Genomic DNA, 15,732 nt, shown 5'->3' on the forward strand with positions numbered 1-15,732 from the left:
TCCGACACCCCGCGCATCGCACACACCCCGTACATCCCAGACATCCCGTACATCCCACACATCCCGTGTCATCCGAGGAGCACGACATGTCCTTTCGAAAGGTCGGCCAAGGTCTCGACCGCCGAGCGTTCCTGCAGCGAGCGGGTGCGGCGGCGGCGGTGGGCGCGGCCCTTCCCCTGATCGGTTCCGCGCCCTCGGCGCTCGCCGCCGCGGACGATCCCGATCAGCTCTTTTGGCAAGGCCGGTTCGCCGACGCCGAGCGGGGCTACCGATGCCTTCTGCGCGACGACCCGGGCAACGCGCACGCGCACGCCCGGATCGGCTACATCGCACTGCTGTCCAACCGGTTCCGCACCGCCGAGGGGCACCTGTCCGAGGCCCTCACCCTGGCTCCCGACGACGTCCCCTCCACCCAGCGCCTCGCGGAGTGCTTCGTACGACAGGACCAACTCTCGCGCGCGGTCCCGCTGATGCGCCGTACCGGCCGGCCGCGTGATGGGGCGTTCGCCGAGGCCTACTCCCGGATCGACGGCACGCCGTGGCAGATCTCCGGCGCCCGCGACACCCGCGTGCCCTTCCACACCCTGGACCCGGTGCCCTCGGTCGAGGCGAGTGTCAACGGCGGAAAGCCGCAGAAGTTCTATCTCGACACCTACAGCACGCTCGACCTGTCGACGGAGGCGGCGCAAGAGGCCGGACTGCGGGCACTGGCCTCCTGGGAAGGCGGGGTCGTGGACGGCCATCCCGTCGTGATTCACGTGGGCGTCCTGGATTTGTTCCGAATCGGGGACATCGAGATCCGCAACATCCCGGTGCAGTGGAACGACACACTACGCCCACCACTGCCCGACGGATCGCAGGCGGCGGGCGCGTTCGGCACGACGATCTTCTACCACTTCCTGACCACGATGGACTACGCGCACCGGGCGCTGCTCCTGCGACGACGCACGGTCGCACGTCCGTCGCCCGACGAACTCGCCCGGTTGCCGCTGTGGTTGGCCGATGATCACTTCCCGTGCACACTGGGCAGCCTCGGGCAGCGCGAGCCCAGGATGGTGACCGTGGACACCGGCGGCATCGCCAGCGCCGTGGACACCACGGTGGCCATCGCCGAGCAGTACGGGCTCACCGTGGACTACGCCCACCCCACGGAGCGGTTCGGGAACAGGTCCTACCCGATCACCGCCGACCGGATCAGTCTCGGTGGCGCGGTGCGACGCAACGTCCGGGGCGTGGGCGCGGAGAGAGTCTTTCCCGGGTTTCCCGGCCCCGGGCAGTCGGCGCAGTTCGGTTTCGACCTGATCGCCAACTTCACCCACGAGTTCTTCAAGCCGTACGCGGTCAGCTTCGACTACGTCGGCATGAAACTTTCCATCACCCGGGGGTGAGACCGGCTGGGTCGACGCCATCCTGCCCCTGTGGGGGGCGACGACCCGCTGGGCACCGAGGACTTCGCGACCCACCGGATCCCGCTGGTCGACGCGCCGGCCGCATGTGAGCGATTCCAGAAGAAGCAGGACGGCGCCGTGAAGGTCCTCCTGCGCCCGTGACCGGTCGCGGGGCCGAAGACCGACGGGTCAGGGCGCGAGCGTGTTCGGGAAGCCGAACATCGCGACCAGCGCGGGATCGTGGAACTTGATCACGCGGGAGACACCGGCGGCGGTGGGTGCCAGCACCACCGCGCCGTCGGCTCGGAGCACGCCGTCGGTGTCACGGTGGTACACGACCGCGGCGGGCTGGCCGTTCGCGGTCGTCGGGATCATCCGCCAGTCGCCGGGCTCGCCCAGCACGTACGCGTCGAGCACGTGCACGCACATCGCCCGGCCCGACTGCCAGTCGCGGAACGGCGTGGCCTCCAGCGTGGCGTCGGTGCGCAACACCTGCTCCAACAGACCGGCGTCGGAGCGTTCGAAGGCCGCGATGTACCCGTCGAGCAGCGCCCGTGCCCGCTTGTCCGTCGGTTCGAGCAATTCCTCGGGCCGCGGCTCCAGTTCGTCCAACCGGCCGCGGGCGCGCTGCAGCCCGCTCTTGACCGCCGCGGTGGTGGTGTCCAGGATCTCCGCGGTCTCGGCCGCGGAGAGGGCCAGGACTTCGCGCAGGATGAGGATCGCCCGCTGACGGGCGGTCAGGTGCTGCAGGCCGGCGATGAGCGCCAACCTCAGCGACTCGCGCGCGACCACCACCGCGGCCGGGTCGTCGGCGGGCGGGGAGATCTAGGCCGTGTCCGGTGGATCTTGGTGGATGAGGTCGCGTCGTCTGGTGCCGTGGCTCGGCGTGCCGGAGAAGCAGCCGCATAGTGGTTCTATTCGGCTGTTTCTCCGGTGCGGCGAGACGCGGTACCAGGCGGCGCGGCCCCGCCAAGATCCGCCGGAAACGGCCTAGGCGTCCGGCAGCGGTTCCAGCCACGAGATCCCACCGCCCGGCGCGACGGGACTCGGGACGCGGTCGGGTCCGTCGTACGGGCCTGCCAGCCCGGAGGGCAGCACCCGGATCGGGCGCGGTTTCAACGCCGTCAGGCAGACGTTGGTGGCGATCTTGTACAGCCAGGTTCGGATCGACGCCCGGCCCTCGAAGTCGCCGTAGGACCGCCACGCCCGCAGGTAGGTCTCCTGCACCAAGTCCTCGGCGTCGTGCGCCGATCCGACCATGCGGTAGCAGTGCGCCAACAGCTCGCGGCGAAACCGTTCGGTCTCGACGGTGAACCGGTCCTGATGCGATCCCGCGGCCGAACGTGAGGTCACGCCGCGAGCCTAGTGCACATCGCGAGCGAACCCGCCGCACCGGGCGCCGCTTTCGTCACCGCCGAGGACGCGGCGCCCCGGCGTGGGTGGTCCGTCCGTGCTCAGACGTCGTCGAGCCGCAGGAGCATGCCGCGGCAGGTCGCCGGGGGCCCAGGTTCGTCGCCGCGTCCTCGGCGGTGCGGCTGCCGATCTCGGACCCCAGCGCGGCGTTCGAGCGGCCGTGTCGTCCCGGCGTACGAGGGGGGTTCAGGGCAGCAGGGCCAGTTTTCCGATGGTGGCCCTGGATTCCAGATCCGCGAGCGCCTTCGGGCCGTCGGCCAGGTCGTACGCGGTGGGCCGGGTCGGTTCCAACACGCCTGCGGCGATGAGCCCGGACAGCTCGCCCATGACCTCGCCGAAGATCCGCGGAGCGGTCTGTATCAGCACGCCGATGTTGAAGCCGATGACATGAACCTGGTGCCTGTACAGCAGGTCCCGGTTGGTGATCGACGCCTCGCCGCCCGCCACGCCGTAGACGACGACTCGGCCGGTGACCCTCTTGGCCGCGGCGAGGCTGCCCTCGAACGTGTCGCCGCCCGCCGAATCCAGCACCAGGTCGACACCGGCGCCGTCGGTCAGCCGCAGCACCTCGGCGACCACATCGCCGCCGAGCGAGTCCAGGACGTGGTGGGCGCCCAGCGCCAGTACGGTCTCGTGCTTGCCCGGAGAGGCGGTGGCGATGACCGTCGCGCCATAGTGTTCGGCGATTCTCACGGCGGCTTGACCGGTCGCGCCAGCCGCCGCATGGATCAGCACGGTCTGCCCCGCGGTGATGCCGCCCAGCGGGCGGAGCACGGCCAGCGCCGTGGGCCAGTTCACGACCAGACCGAGCGCCTGCTGCGCCGTCCAGCCGTCGGGCACCGGCACAGCCGCCGCCGCGGGCAACAGCATGTACTCGGCGAAGGCGCCGTCCCCGACGCCGACGACCAGCGTCCCCGGCTGCGGGCCGGTCACCCCCTCGCCCACGGCGACGACCTCGCCGGCGGCCTCGAAGCCCGCCGAGTACGGCGCCTGCGGGCCGCCCCGGAACGTACCGTGGGCCTTCGAGACGTCGGCGAAGTTGACCCCGGCGGCGGCGACCCGGATCAGCACCTCGCCCCGGCCGGGGACGGGCACGGGCGCGTCGGTGATCAGGTGCATGTCCTGCGGACCGTCGAGGGAGGTCTGCCGCAGCGCGCGCATGGTCCCGGGAATGCTCATGTCGATCAGCCTTTCGTTCCGGGCGTACACGATCGGGGCGGACCCGTCCCGGGCCGCGCCTCCACCATGTAGACCTCGGCCACCGCCGAAAGGAATCGGCCACTCTCGAAGCAGGCGGGACCGACATCCGCCCATCGGCCCCGACCCGGTGCCCCGCCATCCGCCGCGCGCCCGCCGCACCTCGGTGACCCGTCCGGCCCGCCGCGCGTCCGTGCTCGGCCGGTGGGCGCGGAAGGAGTCGATCGACCGGGCCACGCCGGCGCGACGCTCGACGGGCGAGGCCGCGACTACGCTCCGGGTACCGGTCCCGTGCTGGCTCGGACCACGAGCGCCGGTTCCACCGTGGCCGGTTGCTCCGGGGCCGACGGGTCGGCGATGTGGCGCAGGAGGTGGCCGACCGCGAGGGCTCCCATCTCCTCGAACGGCTGGGCCACCGTGGTCAGGGACGGCGAGCAGTACTCGGCCAGCGGGATGTCGTCCACACCCACCACCGAGATGTCCGCGGGCACGCGGCGGCCGAGTTCGTGCAGGGCACGGAGCACCCCGAAGGCCATCTCGTCGCTGGCCACGAAGACCGCGGTGACGTCGGGGATCTTGCCCAGGATCAGGCCGTTGCGATAACCGGAGGCGGGTGACCAGTCGCCCTCCAACACCGGCGGTGCCGACCGGCCCTCCTCCTCCAGGGTCGCGAGCCAGCCCCGCGAGCGGCTGGCCGCGTCGAGCCACTCCTGCGGCCCGGAGACGTGCCAGACCGTCTCGTGTCCGAGATCGAGCAGGTGCCGGGTGGCCAGCCTGGCCACCAACTGCTGGTCGACGGCCACCACTTCGGTCGCCGCAGTACGCGAACCGTCGACGGTGATGGTGGGCACCGCGGAGGTGAGCTGTTCGATGCGTCGGCTGACGTGGATCAGCGGCACGGCGAGGATGACGCCCTCGACGTGTTGTTCGGACAGCCGAACGAGCGCGGCTTCGATCGCGGAGGTGTCCAGCGAGGCGGTGGTGGCGGTACTCACGGTGTAGCCGGCCCGGTCCGCCGCGCGTTCGACGCCGACGGTGAGGGCGGTCCGCGAGTGGAAGCCGGTCTGTAGCGTGACCACGCCGATGGAGCGGCTGCGGCCGGAGGAGAGCACCCTGGCCGCGTTGTTCTTGCGGTAGCCGAGTTGATCCACGGCGACGAGCACTCGCGCGAGGGTCGCGGCCTGGACGTTCGGATGGCCGGCCAGCGCCCGGGAGACGGTCTGCGCGGAGACGCCCGCGACCCTGGCGACATCGGCCATCCCGGGAGGCCGGGCGGTGTGGGATGCGCCGTCGTTCGCCATGGGACTCCTTCCCCGTCGGGCCGCCTTGATATCGATGCCAGTCGATCACAAACGCGATATCGATACAAGGCGGCCCGACCGACCCCCGGATTGGGATCGATGACATGCGCGGGCGGCGAGGACGGACCTCGCCTGGGTGTTCCGTGGGCCGGATCCGGTCAGGTGATCGTCCACCGCTGGAGCGGCGATTGGGCGTCCGGTTGCTGCGTCACCGCGGCGCCGTTTGCGGCTGAGGCGGTGGTGAGCGTCAGTCCGCTGCGCACGGAAGCGACGATGTAGGTGCCGGTGGGCTGCCTGGTGACGGTCCAGTGCTGATTGTCGTGGCCGTTGCAGGTCCATTGGATGATCCTGGCGCCGGCCGTGGTGGAGGCGCCTTCGACGTCGGCGCACAACCCGGATTCGGCGTTGGCCAGTTCGTAGGAGCCGTCGCTCTGCCGGGTGAACCGCCAACGCTGGTTGAGGCCGGCGCCGGCGGCCCAGGTGATGAGTGGGGTGCCCGCGGTGGTGCTGTGGTTCGGGTCGTCGAGCGCCTTGCCGCCGGTGGTAAGGGTGTGGATGCCGTCCAGGGAACCGGGCCCGGTGCCGATCGCGGTGATGGTCAGGGTCTGTTCCGCGGCGGTGCGGCCCGCGCCGACGCGGTTGCCGGTGGTGTCGGTCCAGGCCCGGACCGGGGTCGTCTCGGCGAGTCGGCCGGTCGTGGCGGAGAGGCCGATGACCAGGCCGCTGTAGCGGTTCACCAGCTTGTAGGTGCCCGTGGTCCCGCCGTTGCCGGCGGAGGTCGCGGGGATGACGAACCACTGTTGGCCGACGGTCGGCCCGCCGGCGCCGGCCGGGGTGACGGTGGGTGTGGTTCCCCAGGCACGGCCCGCAGCCGGGGTGCCGGGTACGCCGAGGAGTCGGCCGGTGGCGGCGTTGGTGATGCGGTAGGAGCCGTCACCGTTGGCCGCGAAGCTCCACGCGTCCAGGTTCGATCCGTCGGAGGCGGCGAGTGAGGTGGTGGCGGATCCGCCGGATACCTGGGCCAGGACCCGGTTGCCCCCGCTGCTGATGCGGTAGGTCTTCGCGGGGTCGAACGGCGGGACGGCGGGCGCCGAACCGGCGATGGCGAGGTTGACGTACTCGCCGGAGGAGCCGGCGGAGCAGCCGAAGGAGCAGTAGGAGCGGAAGTCCTTGCCGACGATGGCGGAACCGGTCTTGCTCGTGCCGTCGAGGAACCAGCGATACCACGAGGCCGTGTGGTAGCCGCCGGTGTCGCCGATCAGCGTCCACTTCTGGGTGGCGAGGTTGTCGGTGGCGTAGAACTGCTGGGGCGCGTTTCCGCTTTGGTCGACCGCCTGCGGCTGCCCGATGTACAGCCCCAGGTAGGCGTTGTACGTGATGTCCATGACGAACAGCGGCGAGGTCGGCGGGGCGGTGCCGGCCGCGACCTGCTGGGCCACCGTGCCGGTGTTGGCCGGGTCGTACTCCTTCGACGCGGGCGTATAGCCCGTGGTGTCGGCGGAGTTCACCGGCACCATGTTGCTCTCCTTGCCGCCCACACCGGGTTGCGACCAGGAGCCGTCGTACCACTTCTGCCAGGAACCGGCCGCCATCTTCCCCGAGATGGGTGCCCGGGCCACGTGGGCGTAGAACGCCTTCCAGCCGCCGTTCTTGTCCACGGCGCGCGAGCCGTAGAAAGCGTAGAAGTAGCCCGAGGCGGTGTCCACGTACAGCCGTTGGTCGCCGTCGCCGTAGTAGTAGGTCTGGTTCGGGAAGGCGGCGGTGTCGCCCCGCTTGGTGCTGTAGGGGGACGTGATGGCGTGGTCCTTGATCGTCCACGTCCGGCCCTGGTCCCGGGAGATCGCGTAGTCGATGGAGTCGTAGTGGACGCCGTCGCCGAAGGGTTGCGGACTGAACTCGTTGTGGACCAGCCCGTACCAGTCGCCGGTGTCCGGATCCACCCACATCCCGGTCAGGTCGCAGAAGTTCCGCTGCGAGTAGCCCGAAGCGCCGGGCGCGTAGGTGGACTCCACGCCGGTGGGGCTGTTGTTGCACAGGGCGGTGGTATCCGGATTCGTGCCCGCGTTGCCGATCGCATCGGAGAAGGTGGCCGAGTCGAAGTCGGTCCCGGTGAAGAAGCTCCACGCGCGGTCCTGGGTGGCGCCGTAGAGGGAATGGGCCTGCTGGAAGTAGAAGGTGCCGTCCTTGTCGATGTAGGGGTTGGCCGGGGTGTCGTCCGGGTGCGTCCACGAGCCCTTGGCGCCGACGGTGACGGAGTAAGTGGCGGAGGACGGGACCGCCGTAGGCGAAGACTGGGCGGCCGCCGTCGGCGAAGTCCTGTCCGCCGGCGAAGCCGTCGTCGTGGGCGCGCCGATGCCCACGAGTGCCAGGGCCGTGCCGAGGACCGCCACGATGATTCTTCCGGGAGGTGACATCTCTCTCCGTTCTCCGACGACCTGCCGTGATACCTGTCGCAGGGCGTTCTGATATCGATATCAGGTCGGGCTGCTCGGTCGTGGCGGCCCGGGAAGGCCGGAACTCCGAGTGAATCGCGAGTACGTCGTGCCGACGCCGGAGCGCCGATGCCAGGCACTATGGCAGAGGATGTTATCGATGCCAATGGCCGCGAGGAGACTACTGACGCCTGCGGGAACGTCCCGGCCGGAAGTCACCGGGCCGCTCCCGTCACCGGAGCGGCCCGGTTGTCGGGATGCCGCCTCAGTCGGTTCGCTGGAAGGCCGCGTCGAAGGAGGCGAGGGCCGTTCGAGATCGAAGCTCCTGAGATGGGCAGGCAAGTGCCTCCGGCGCACGCCGCAGGCGGTCCGCGCCCGCGTCCTCCCACGCGACGCAGACGGGCCCGCGCAGCCGATGGAGCCCAGTCCTGGAAGCCGTCCTCGACCATGGCTCGGTGGCGGGCGGGAAGATGGCGACCAGGTGCCGGATGGCCGAACCGGTGAAGCCGACGACGGTGTCAACGCCGAAGGCAGCCGGCGCCCGCGCGGTGTCCACGATCTCGGCCGCGGTACGCCGCCGCACGCCCTCGGGCCGGCCGTCGCCCCGGATGCGCGTGGGCAGGCTCGACCGGTGCCGCCCGTCGATGAGGGCGTCGCATACGGCCCGGCCGACCAGGTGGTTCGAGATCGCCCGGCACTGAAGGTCGTAACTGGCGAGCACCGCACGCCCGGAGGACACGGACGCGGAGTCGGCGATGGCCTTGTCGACCTCGAAGTCGTCGCCGACGAGCGTACGCGCCGGGCGTATCGGGAGTCCGAGGCGGTGCGGCGATCTCCCCGTGCCGACCGCCCGGAACGGGTCGTCGTTCCGGGCGGCGACGTGTGGGGACGGGTGCTACGCCTTCGATCGGGCGGGCTCGGCGCCGGCCGCCCGCTCGGTGATCACCGCACCGCGCTTCGAGGTGACCATGCGGGCGTCCGGGCGGCGGGACATCGTGGCGCGGGGGCGTGGGATCGACGCCAGGCCGGAGAGCGCGATGCCGCGCGTGAAGACCTGGAAACCGCCGACGCACAGGACCTGGAGTCGGGCACCCTCTCCCAGAGTGGCGGGAAGCTCCATCGTCGTGGCCGAACGCCCACCCGGTTCCAGGCGGAAGTGCTCCCCGGGCAACGGCTTTCCGGGGCCGCCGTCCTCATCGCCGGGAGCGAGCCGGAAGTACAGCGCCGTCGGGGCGACGGCTCGCGGATCGGCGACCGTCGTGATCTCGAGGACGGCGGAGCCGGCGCGGGCGCCCAGGCGGGCGTCGATCTCGGGACCGGGCTCGCCGTAGGGGTGGTGGGCGGTTCTGCCGCACGGCCGGCAGGACACGGTGACCCGGTCCATGACGCCCGGGTAGAGGCTGGTGTACACCACCCGCTCGCCGTCTTTCCCGCAGCGACCGCAGGGTTTGGCGGGGCCGACTCGCACGACCTGGTGGGTCGCGATCAGGGCGTCGCACAGGTGGTCGAACCACCCCGCGTTCTCGACCAGGCGGGCCAACGCGTGCGCCCAACGCGCCGCGTGGTCGCTCAGCTCCTTCGCGAGCGGGCCATCCGTCGTCTCCGTGGCGCCGGCGCGTACGGCCGAGAGGATGGCGGCCTGCGCCTCGTCGTTGTGCAGGCGCATCGCACGCAGCGGTCTCGCACCGGGATCCGTGGTCCGGTTGCGGAGTCGGGCGTCCAGGTAGTGGTGGATCCGGTCCACCGTCGCGATGTCCTCCAGCCACGACGCGATCCGTGTCGTGGATGCCGTGATCGTGACAGGCTCGCCGTTGAGCCTGTCACCGTGATGAGTGACGGTCACTGTTCCTCCGAGAGTGAGGCGCGGGTCGCTGCCCGGCCGATTGCTCGGAGCCTGTCCACGCTTCGACGACGCTGTCGAAGGACAGGCCCCGAAGCCGGTTCACCGCCGGTGCGGTTCGCCGGTGGGGCTGACCAACCCCGCCGACCATCCTGCGCGAGTGTTCCGCGTTTGCCCAGGGGTTGAGGTCGCGAGGCTGCGGGGGTGGGGCCGACAATTCCGGGGCCTGGTCCCTACGGATCGGTTCCTCCGGTCGGACGGATCGTTCGACTACGGGTGCGGCCACGGGTTGGGCGTACACTTGGCGCCGCCGGTGACCAGGGTCAGCGTCTGCTGCATCATCACCGGCGCGGGGGCGCCCGCGCGGTCGCACGTCTCGTGCATGTGGCCGAGCCGATGGCCGACTTCGTGGTTTATCAGCATGCGTCGGTAGTTCGCCAGGTCGTTGCCGTATGTGGTGGATCCCGTCGCCCACCGCCACGCGTTGAGCATCACCCGCCGGGTGGAGGCGACGTTGCACGAGACGCGTTGTTCGCCGGTGTCCAAGCCGTCCTTGGCGCACCAGCTGTTGACCGTGCCGGTACTGGCGAGGGTCACGACGAAGGAGGATTCGCCCGAACTCACCCGTTCCAGGGCGATGGTTCCGTCGCCTCCCCAACTGTGCGTGTCGTTGAGCGTCTCGTGCACGGCGCGCGCGAGATACTTGGCGTCGATCGACAGGCCCTCCTCGACCTGTATTCGATAGCGCAGTACGCGCGTCCCGCCCCTGGCCGCGTCGTGGCCGGGAACGGTACGGAACCGGCCCGAGAGCGCGAGGTCGGCCGATATGTCCGAACGTGCCGCAAGCCACTCCTCGTACGGGCGGGTATCCGCGACGCCGGAGAAGTACTTCTCGTCCTTCTCGTCCGCGGGTCGGCAGGCGGCCGTGGCCAGGAGCAGGCCGGATGCCAACAGGGCGGCGAGGAGCGACTTGAGAGCCGAGTTCACGATGGGTCGGGCTTCCCGTCTGTGTGGTCTGTCCCGCCCGTCGCGCCGCGTGGGGTGCGTCGCGTCGTCGGACGGCGAGCGGGTGCTCGGGGCCAAGACAAGCAGTTTCCGCTCGTGTGAGCGAATGCGTCACCGGGGAACGGGTCGCGATCGTCACGGACTCGCCGGACACGGAGGCGAAACGCCCACCCGCTGCCCGGCTACTCGGCCGGCCCGGCGGGTTCGCGGGCGATCAGGAGCGCCTGGGGCCGCGGGTGTCTTCTCCTCCGGATCGGAACGTCCAACACTCGTGCGCAGCGCTTCTACGCCCGGCACGGCTGGGGGCCGGACGGTGCGTGCCGTCCGGGGCCGATGGACAGCGACTATGTCCGGCTGCGGCTGAAGGTCGATCCCAGCCAACCGCGCAGCAGCAACCGATAGAGCCGGCTATGGACGAGCGTCACCTTTAAGCGAGCAGGTCAACTTCCCGCAGAGGGCGTCGGCGAGTTCGAAGTCCTCGCTGTCGGTGCGCGTTCAGCGGACGCTCCGGTGCCCGGGTGTTGTCGCAGACAGGCCCGGGCTGCGCCGCGGTGGATGCTGACGCTTTCGACTGTCGGGCCCGGACCGCATCCCGGTGTATTCCGCCGCACTTAGCCGGTCGTCGTGCACCGCCAGGACCGGCCGACCCGTGCCCGCGGTCCGCGCGAGCACGGCCGGTTCCGACCAGGTGCCGCCCTTTGAGGCGGCGGTGTGCACGATCGTGGCGGCGTCGCGTTGGTCGACGTCCTCGAGGACGGCGCGGGCGCGAGATGCACACGGTGACCGTCGAGGGGTGGACGGCGCGGCCCCGGACCCCCGACACCGGCACTGATCTCCCACACCACACCACACCACACCGGCCGGCCCGGCTGCTGCTGCCGTGTATCCGCCCCCGTCGCCCGGCAGCGGTAGATGTCCACGAGCGCGGGCCTCTCCCCACCGAAGACCCGTCGCCACCCGCGCAGCGCCCTCCACGACGCCGTGTGTCAACCGTCGTTCTCCCAGCGCTGGGTCAGCAGGCCCGTCGGCGGCTGCGGGCCTTCCAGCCGCGGGTGGCCGGGGCGCAGGCCGTCGAGGGCGATCGCCACCGTGCGGCGCCGGGCGTCCCGGGCCGCGGCCAGGTCGGGGTGCCCTCGGCGTTCGAGGTCCTCGACCAGCGAGGGCTTGCCGAGCTGCTCGATCAGCAGGTCGAGGTCAACGCTGGTCACGTCCTCGCGGAGCACGCCAAAGTCGTGCGCCCGGGCGACCAGCGCGCGCCATAGGGCGTCGGACCGGGTGAACGCCTCGGCCATGTCATCGGAGACGGGCACCGTCCCGGCGAGCGAGCCGAGGGAGCCGCCGCCGAATTCCAGTGCCGCATTCACGTAATGGACCAGGCCGGCCCAGGGGTCCGCCATCCGCAAACCCTCCTCGGCGGCGTCGATCCACTGCCGCAGCGCCAGCACGCACAGGCGCTGGAAGAACTCCTCCTTGGTGCGATAGCGGCGGTACACGGTCGCCATTCCGACTCCGGCGTGCGCAGCGATGGCGGACACCGAGGCGCGTGCGCCATCGGCCCTGAGGACCGCCTTCGCCGCTGCCAGCAGTTCCGCGTCGTTGCGTTCGGCCTCGGCGTGCCGAGGCGCCTTGCGAGCCATTTCCCCACCCCATTCCTTGCGGATGGATCCTATCCGTTATAGCTTAACGGACAGGTGCTATCCGTTTTAAGAGGCGCCCCCCGTCCCCGTGCCTCCGCAAGGTCACACCCGCAGCGGCGGGTGCGCGTCGCGGGCCCGGCCGCGCCTCTTCGTCCCTTGTTGGGGGTTTTCATGCTGGCCGTTGTCATGCGCGAGTTCGGCGGTCCCGAGGTTTTGCGGGCCGAACACGTAGCCGACCTCTCCCCGTGCGGCGGCGAGGTGGTGGTGACCGTGGCGTACGCGAGTGTGACGTTCGTCGAGACGCAAGTCCGGGCCGGCAACGGGCCCTTCGGAAAGCCGGCGCTGCCGCGGATTCCCGGCAACGGTGTCGGCGGACGGATCACGGCCGTCGGCGACGGCGTCGACCCGGCTCTGCTCGGGACGACCGTGGTCACCACCACGGGCGGAACCGGGGGGTACGCGCAGCAGGCCAAGGTCCGCGCCGAAGACGTGGTGCCCGTCCCGCCGGGCGTGGAACTGCGGGACGCGGTGGCCCTCATGGCCGACGGGCGGACCGCGTTGATGCTGGCCCGCGACGCGCAGCCGCGGAAGGGCGACACCGTCCTGGTGACGGCGGCAGCCGGCGGCGTCGGAACTCTGCTCGTCCAGTACGCCCTCGCCGCAGGCGCACGCGTGATCGGCGCGGCCGGCGGCGCCCGCAAGGGCGAACTGGTGACCCGGCTCGGCGCCGATTTCGCCGACTACAACCAGCCCACCTGGGCCGCCGGGCTCCCCCCGGTGGACCTGGTTTTCGACGGAGTGGGCGGCGAGATCGGCAGTGCGGCGGCCGACACCCTGCGGGTCGGGGGGCGGATCAGCATCTACGGCATGGCCTCGGGCACCGGGACCGAACTGGCCGACGAGACCGTCGCGGCCCGATCTTTGCAGGTCTTCGGCCTGACCGGTGCGCCGGACGCGGCCGAGAACCGCGCGCTGATCCGACAAGCGCTCGACCTGGCGGACACGGGCCGGTGGCGCCCCGTCGTCGGGCAGACCCACCCGCTCGCCCGGGCGGCGGCCGCGCATGCGGCGATCGAGTCCCGCGACACCCTGGGCAAGACCTTGCTGACCGGTGACGCATGACGTCCCGCACACCCCCGCCGAGGGCGGGTGCCCGCGAGTGGTCCGCCTTGGCCGTGCTCGGCGTCCCGGCCGTCCTGGTCATGATGAACATGTCCGTGCTGTACCTGGCACTTCCGAGCGTCACCGCGGAGTTGGCGCCGAGCGCCACGGGGCAGCTATGGATCACCGACATGTACGGCTTCACCGTCGCCGGGTTCCTCATCACCATGGGCTCCCTCGGGGACCGATTCGGCCACCGCCGCGTACTGATCTGCGGAGCAGCGGTCTTCACGGTCGGCTCGGTCGCGGCGGCCTACGCCGGGGACACCGGCATGCTGATCGCCGCGCGCGCCTGCCAGGGCGTCGGGGCGGCGGCGCTGGCCCCCGCGTCGCTGGCGGTGATCCGCCACCTGTTCACCGATCCCGACCAGCGTCGGCTCGCGATCACCTTGTGGATGCTCGGCTTCATGGCCGGCGGTGCCCTCGGCCCGCTGATCGGCGGGACCCTCCTGCACTTCTTCTGGTGGGGCTCGGTCTTCCTGGTCACGCCGCCCGCCATGGTGCTGCTGGTCGTGACCGCGCCATTCCTCCTCCCCGAGCATCGGGCGGCGACCGCCGAGGGCAGAATCGATCCGCCCAGTGTGGTCCTGTCGTTCCTCGTCCCACTCGCCGTGGTCTACGGGATCAAGCAACTCGCCCTGGAAGGCGTCACGGCGCCCGCACTCGGGTCCCTGGCAGCCGGAGTGGCCCTGGGGATCGGTTTCGTGCGCCGCCAGAATCGTCTTGCCGCGCCGCTCTTCGACTTGTCGCTGTTCCGGGTACCGGCGTTCGCCGTCTCGGTGGGCGGCATGATCGTGGTCGGCGCCGTGCTCTACGGCACCAGCCTCCTCACCTCGCAGTACCTCCAAATGGTCGTCGGATACCCGCCGTTCACCGCCGGACTGTGGCAGCTTCCGACCGCGGTGTCCGGCACCGTCGTCGCCCTGTGGATCTCCGGCCTCGCCACGCGGGTGCACCCCGCCGTGCTGATGAGCTCCGGAGCCGTACTGGCCCTCGCGGGACCGCTGATGCTCCTGCAAGCCGACCGGGCACCGGGATTCGTCGTCGCCGGATCCGTCCTGCTGTTCGCCGGGCTCACGCCGTTCATGGCCCTGGGCACCGGCCTGGTCCTCGCCGCCGCGCCGCCCGAACGCGCCGGTGCCGCCTCCGCCATCTCCGAGACGGGCGGCGAACTCGGCGGCGCCCTCGGCATCGCCGTGCTCGGCAGCATCGCCGGGGGCGTCTACAGCCAACGCCTCGCCGACCGCCTCCCCGCCGGCCTGCCCCCCGACGTTGCGGACCGGGACAGCACCCTCGCCGAGACCCTGCGCCGCGCCGCCGACACTCCCGACCCGCTCGGCAACGCCCTCGCGGAAAGCGCGCGGAGCGCCTTCACCCACAGCCTTCACGTGCACGCGCTCGTGCTGTTGCCGCTCCTGATCCTCCTTGCGGCGGTCACGCCCGTGGCCCGCCGCCGGACCGCCCCCGACGCCGGCGCCCTCGACACCGATGCCGCGGCCGCATCCCTCCCGAAGGAAGTCGCATGACGCGTCCGGACGTGTACTTCGACGTGCTCTGCCCCTGGCCACATCGGAAAGCCTGGCCACATCGAAAGGCGCCGCCGCCCCCGCGCCCGCGACCTCGTCGGGCGCGACGACATCACCATCGTCCGGCGCGGCCCGGAACTCGCTCCGGACGGCAGCCGCACCCCGGCCGGACCGCCGCCGACGTCATCCGCAGCCACCAGCCCGCCGCCGCCCGGACCCGCGCCCGTGCCGACCACATCCACGCGCTCGGCATCACCGAGTCTCCAAATGGACCAATCCCCGTCGGAAAGCACCCGGGCCGTGGTGTGTGTGCGCTCGCAAGGCGCAACCCCGCAGTTCGTAGCCGGTTCTACTCGCAAGGGGTTGCAACGCCGCGAGCGTGCGTGTCACGGTTCGCGGCCCCGGCGGGGCGCCGGGCGCTGACGGTCTTGCCGCCGGCCGCCTTTCGGGCGACCGCGGTGGTGCGGGCGAGGCGGTTGACCATGGGCCGACCGAAGCCGCCATGAGGGTCGGGGGCGCGCATGCGCGGGGCCTGGGGGCTGTGGTCGTGCACGGCCGCCTCGATGCCGTCCCGGTGCGCGGTCAAATCCAGGGTGGCAGTGCCGCGGCCGTGGCGCAGGGCGTTGGTGACCGGTTCCGAGACGACCGGGAGCACCGTGTCGGCGGCCTCGTCCGTGATCGCCGGTTCGAGTCGTTCTCGGAGGAACCGCCGGGTGCTTTCGCGTGCGCCGGCGACGGGTGTGGCGGAATGGGTGGGTGCGACGGTGACGCTCATTGTGTCCATCGGATCCCCCGGGGTTTCGGGACCGTCCGTGCTCGGCTGCCCAACTTC

The 15,732-nt window shown here is 71.2% G+C and carries 12 protein-coding genes and 2 pseudogenes; 4 read left to right on the forward strand and 10 right to left on the reverse strand.

From position 1 onward, the window contains the following. Positions 1-86: 86 nt before the first annotated feature. Positions 87-1,388, forward strand: coding sequence for an aspartyl protease family protein (locus ACZOOI_RS43890; RefSeq protein WP_465282408.1), 1,302 nt, complete (start codon positions 87-89; stop codon positions 1,386-1,388). Between the two features lie 7 nt (positions 1,389-1,395). Then, positions 1,396-1,550 (forward strand): annotated as a pseudogene (locus ACZOOI_RS43895) (glutathione-dependent formaldehyde dehydrogenase); the annotation flags it as partial. A 27-nt stretch (positions 1,551-1,577) separates the two neighbouring features. Here ACZOOI_RS43895 and ACZOOI_RS43900 read toward each other — a convergent pair. The 9 genes and pseudogenes from ACZOOI_RS43900 to ACZOOI_RS43940 all read right to left on the reverse strand — a co-directional run bounded on the left by ACZOOI_RS43900 (position 1,578) and on the right by ACZOOI_RS43940 (position 12,213). Next, on the reverse strand, positions 1,578-2,183 hold the full coding sequence (locus tag ACZOOI_RS43900; RefSeq protein ID WP_465282409.1) for a sigma factor-like helix-turn-helix DNA-binding protein: 606 nt from the start codon (positions 2,181-2,183) through the stop codon (positions 1,578-1,580). Between the two features lie 195 nt (positions 2,184-2,378). Continuing rightward, entirely contained in the window at positions 2,379-2,741 is a 363-nt protein-coding gene (locus ACZOOI_RS43905; RefSeq protein ID WP_465282410.1) for a sigma-70 family RNA polymerase sigma factor, read from the reverse strand. A gap of 246 nt (positions 2,742-2,987) precedes the next feature. Further along, positions 2,988-3,980: an NADPH:quinone oxidoreductase family protein gene (locus tag ACZOOI_RS43910; RefSeq protein WP_465282411.1), complete on the reverse strand. Its 993-nt coding sequence runs from the start codon at positions 3,978-3,980 to the stop codon at positions 2,988-2,990. Positions 3,981-4,267: 287 nt separating this feature from the next. Further along, positions 4,268-5,299: a LacI family DNA-binding transcriptional regulator gene (locus tag ACZOOI_RS43915; protein WP_465282412.1), complete on the reverse strand. Its 1,032-nt coding sequence runs from the start codon at positions 5,297-5,299 to the stop codon at positions 4,268-4,270. A 158-nt stretch (positions 5,300-5,457) separates the two neighbouring features. Continuing rightward, positions 5,458-7,689, reverse strand: coding sequence for an RICIN domain-containing protein (locus ACZOOI_RS43920; protein ID WP_465282413.1), 2,232 nt, complete (start codon positions 7,687-7,689; stop codon positions 5,458-5,460). Between the two features lie 461 nt (positions 7,690-8,150). Further along, positions 8,151-8,515 (reverse strand): annotated as a pseudogene (locus ACZOOI_RS43925) (sugar phosphate isomerase/epimerase); the annotation flags it as partial. Between the two features lie 111 nt (positions 8,516-8,626). After that, positions 8,627-9,574 carry a hypothetical protein gene (locus ACZOOI_RS43930; RefSeq protein WP_465282414.1) on the reverse strand — a complete coding sequence of 316 codons (948 nt, stop codon included), beginning with the start codon at positions 9,572-9,574 and terminating at the stop codon, positions 8,627-8,629. A 267-nt stretch (positions 9,575-9,841) separates the two neighbouring features. Next, complete coding sequence (locus tag ACZOOI_RS43935; RefSeq protein ID WP_465282415.1) at positions 9,842-10,558, reverse strand: DUF3152 domain-containing protein; 717 nt, start codon at positions 10,556-10,558, stop codon at positions 9,842-9,844. A 1,004-nt stretch (positions 10,559-11,562) separates the two neighbouring features. After that, on the reverse strand, positions 11,563-12,213 hold the full coding sequence (locus ACZOOI_RS43940; RefSeq protein ID WP_465282416.1) for a TetR/AcrR family transcriptional regulator: 651 nt from the start codon (positions 12,211-12,213) through the stop codon (positions 11,563-11,565). Between the two features lie 171 nt (positions 12,214-12,384). On the opposite strand from ACZOOI_RS43940, the gene ACZOOI_RS43945 reads away from it, so the two are divergent. Together ACZOOI_RS43945 and ACZOOI_RS43950 are read left to right on the forward strand one after the other, a co-directional pair. Further along, complete coding sequence (locus ACZOOI_RS43945; protein ID WP_465282417.1) at positions 12,385-13,335, forward strand: zinc-binding dehydrogenase; 951 nt, start codon at positions 12,385-12,387, stop codon at positions 13,333-13,335. After that, entirely contained in the window at positions 13,332-14,900 is a 1,569-nt protein-coding gene (locus tag ACZOOI_RS43950; RefSeq protein ID WP_465282418.1) for an MFS transporter, read from the forward strand. The genes ACZOOI_RS43945 and ACZOOI_RS43950 overlap by 4 nt, the downstream gene beginning before the upstream one ends. Before the next feature lie 349 nt (positions 14,901-15,249). Here the strand turns inward: ACZOOI_RS43950 and ACZOOI_RS43955 are convergent, their stop codons facing one another. Further along, positions 15,250-15,684 carry an ATP-binding protein gene (locus ACZOOI_RS43955; RefSeq protein ID WP_465282419.1) on the reverse strand — a complete coding sequence of 145 codons (435 nt, stop codon included), beginning with the start codon at positions 15,682-15,684 and terminating at the stop codon, positions 15,250-15,252. Between the last annotated feature and the right edge of the window lie 48 nt (positions 15,685-15,732).

The sequence above is a fragment of the Embleya sp. L77 genome (assembly GCF_055557415.1).

Bases quoted from the DNA above. Each gene is read 5' to 3' on its own strand.
- ACZOOI_RS43950 (WP_465282418.1), top strand. From the start codon at position 13,332: ATGACGTCCCGCACACCCCCGCCGAGGGCGGGTGCCCGCGAGTGGTCC.
- ACZOOI_RS43945 (WP_465282417.1), top strand. From the start codon at position 12,385: ATGCTGGCCGTTGTCATGCGCGAGTTCGGCGGTCCCGAGGTTTTGCGG.
- ACZOOI_RS43955 (WP_465282419.1), bottom strand. From the start codon at position 15,684: ATGGACACAATGAGCGTCACCGTCGCACCCACCCATTCCGCCACACCC.
- ACZOOI_RS43940 (WP_465282416.1), bottom strand. From the start codon at position 12,213: ATGGCTCGCAAGGCGCCTCGGCACGCCGAGGCCGAACGCAACGACGCG.
- ACZOOI_RS43910 (WP_465282411.1), bottom strand. From the start codon at position 3,980: ATGAGCATTCCCGGGACCATGCGCGCGCTGCGGCAGACCTCCCTCGAC.
- ACZOOI_RS43915 (WP_465282412.1), bottom strand. From the start codon at position 5,299: ATGGCGAACGACGGCGCATCCCACACCGCCCGGCCTCCCGGGATGGCC.
- ACZOOI_RS43890 (WP_465282408.1), top strand. From the start codon at position 87: ATGTCCTTTCGAAAGGTCGGCCAAGGTCTCGACCGCCGAGCGTTCCTG.